Origin of the sequence: Rhodococcus sp. MH15 (assembly GCF_019266045.1) — a bacterium.
Lineage (GTDB): Bacteria > Actinomycetota > Actinomycetes > Mycobacteriales > Mycobacteriaceae > Rhodococcus_F > Rhodococcus_F qingshengii.
Genome location: NZ_LPNP01000019.1, coordinates 1 through 2,548 on the forward strand (window position 1 = coordinate 1; position 2,548 = coordinate 2,548).

Below are 2,548 nucleotides of genomic sequence, written 5' to 3' on the forward strand. Positions count from 1 at the left end.
AGGCGGCCGGACCAGCGCTGGGACGAAAGCATTCATTGTGGGGCCTCCTCGATCGAGCCGACAACCGACATGATCAGCCTGACACTGGATGCGTCAGATCACCCACATATCATGATTTTCTTCGCGGGGGAACTCGACCCCCGCAACCGATGATCATCGCTTTCATAGATTCGTTGCGTGCCAACGGTTCTGCGGTCGAGTCGATCTGTCGAGTCCTGAGCGATCAGGGCTGCAAGATCGCCGCGAGAACTTATCGAGCATGGCGAGTACGCACGCCGGCTGCGCGCACCGTCTCCGACGCCCACGTCATCGACGCAGTCAGGGAGGTCGTGTGGAACACCGACGCCGACGGCCGGCGGAAGATGACACCCGAAGGGCTGTACGGGAGAGTGAAGATGCGCGTACATCTGGACCGGACCGCGATCCCCGGGGTGTCCTACGGTGCGGTCGATCGTGCGATGAAATCGCTCTGCCACAACGGAATTCGACGAGCGAAAGGAATCAGAACAACCATCCGATCGGCGGACGGCGTGCGAGCGGGCGACCTGCTCAACCGACAGTTCCAGGCCGAGGAACCGAACCGAGTATGGGTCACCGATTTCACTTACGTCCGAACATGGGCCGGGTGGGTCTACGTGATGTTCATCATCGACGTGTTCTCCCGGCGGATCGTCGCCTGGCATGCCTCGATGTCGAAGACCGTGGACCTGGTGACGATTCCGCTTCGGATGGCGCTGTGGCAGCGCCGCCGTGAGGGCCATCCGGTGAAAGCGGCTGAGCTGATTCATCATTCGGACGCGGGCAGTCAGTACACGTCCGTGAAGCTGACCGAGAAGTTGGCACTCGAGAACATCGCGGCGTCCATCGGATCGGTCGGGGACGCCTACGACAATGCCCTCGTCGAGTCAGCTAACGGGTTGTACAAGACCGAGTGCATCCGAACGACGATCTTCCACTCGGGGTCGTACAAGACGGTCACAGACGTCGAGTTCGCGACCGCTGGTTGGGTCGAGTGGTACAACGTCAAGCGCCTTCATTCCAGCATCGGCCACATGCCTCCGATCGAATACGAAACACTCCACTACGCTGACCTCACCACCGAGGATCAGCCCCAACTGGAGGCGGCACAGAACCTAGGGTGATTCATCTTGCGGTCACTCATCCACTCCGGACAGCTCCAGAACCGGATCAACGCACTCTAAATCCGGAAGGGCCGGAAATCCGGAAGGGCCGGAAAACCCCCGCAACGAGGCGGTGGCCTTGATCGCCTGCAGGTACCGGTCGATCGTCGCACCGCTCATCGACTCCAACTCGGTCCGCACCGACGGGCTGTAGTGGCCGCGACCGTCGACGAGCTCGCCGTGGGCCTCCAGCGAATCCAGCAGCAGGACCATCTGCGCAGCCAGATACGGACCACAACTGCCCCCGGACAGGACCCACAGGTGTTTGAGAACCTCGCGTGCGTCGGCACTGTACTTCCGGGGCCGAGACCTGCGCCGATCCATCCGCACCACGTTCGGCGCCCGCGAGCCGGCCTCCACCAGAGCATGCCTGGCGCGGCTGCGGGACAGACCGGTCAGCTCGCAGAACTCATCGAGCATCCGGCCCTTGTCCTTCTTCGACGCCGCCAGGTACAGCTTGGCGTACTTGCGAGTGACCTCGACCACCGTCGACCTCGACAGATCCGACCCCATCCGCTCATCGTCGACCCGGCCCCGGCTTCGCGGCTACCAGTACGTGAGGAACCAAGTCCCGTTCGCGGCTGACATACGTGATGATTGCCGAGACCTTGTCAACACCGGCGACGAACCGGCACCATGAACCCCAGTCGAACACCGACACGTGAGCCTGTATCCCGAACAACACATCACCCTGTACGCGGACACGGGGCCGATTGTGCGACCGGGTGATGTCCAGGTCGCACAGGAGTGAGGCCAGCGGTTTCGAGGTCATCGCCGCGCCCCCGTCGGCGTGGAGATATCCCGGTGCTCGGCCTTGCTCGGCGATGGCGTCGGCGACCAGGTCAGCGGCTAGTTCGCCGTCTCCGACGGTCTCGATGCACCAGCCCACGACGTAGCGGGAGAAGATGTCGATGACGACGTGAGCGTGGTACCAGATGCCCTTGGTCGGGCCCCGCATTTTCGTGATATCCCCTGGAGGACCAGACGTCATTTTGCCTGGTAGTGACCAGTTCGGGAATCTTGCGCGGTGGATGGGTGGCGTGCCGGCGGCGCTCACCGTTCATCCGGTGCGCGGCCAGGATCCGGTGCAGTCGAGCTCGCGGGCCCACACCTGGGCCACGGACAGATCGGCGTAGCCATCGCTGGTGAGCACCTCCAATATCGCGGCGCGCTCGGCGGCGGTGAGCTCGGCAGGATGGCGGGCTTTGGGGTGTGGCCCGTACGGGCGCAGAGTCGGGTTCGCCGAGGAATGATCGAAACCTGTGGATCCCGGGAGGACGCACCTTCCCGGATGATGATCTGTACACGAACAGGATTCTGATCAAGTCCAGCGCGCCAACGCTGGCGGGAAGGTACGCCCGTGCTCA

3 protein-coding genes are annotated in these 2,548 nt (G+C 63.0%); 1 reads left to right on the forward strand and 2 read right to left on the reverse strand.

Translation table 11 applies throughout. The features are described 5' to 3' along the window. Window positions 1–1,142 (forward strand): IS3 family transposase (locus ATN37_RS00135; protein ID WP_256933066.1); only part of this gene is annotated, 1,142 nt, incomplete at its 5' end. Between the two features lie 12 nt (window positions 1,143–1,154). Here the strand turns inward: ATN37_RS00135 and ATN37_RS00140 are convergent. Next, complete coding sequence (locus tag ATN37_RS00140; protein WP_021334653.1) at window positions 1,155–1,694, reverse strand: hypothetical protein; 540 nt, start codon at window positions 1,692–1,694, stop codon at window positions 1,155–1,157. A gap of 4 nt (window positions 1,695–1,698) precedes the next feature. Further along, the gene (locus ATN37_RS00145; protein ID WP_080656781.1) at window positions 1,699–2,172 is read right to left on the reverse strand and encodes a DDE-type integrase/transposase/recombinase; all 474 of its coding nucleotides are present in this window, start codon (window positions 2,170–2,172) and stop codon (window positions 1,699–1,701) included. Window positions 2,173–2,548: the final 376 nt, after the last annotated feature.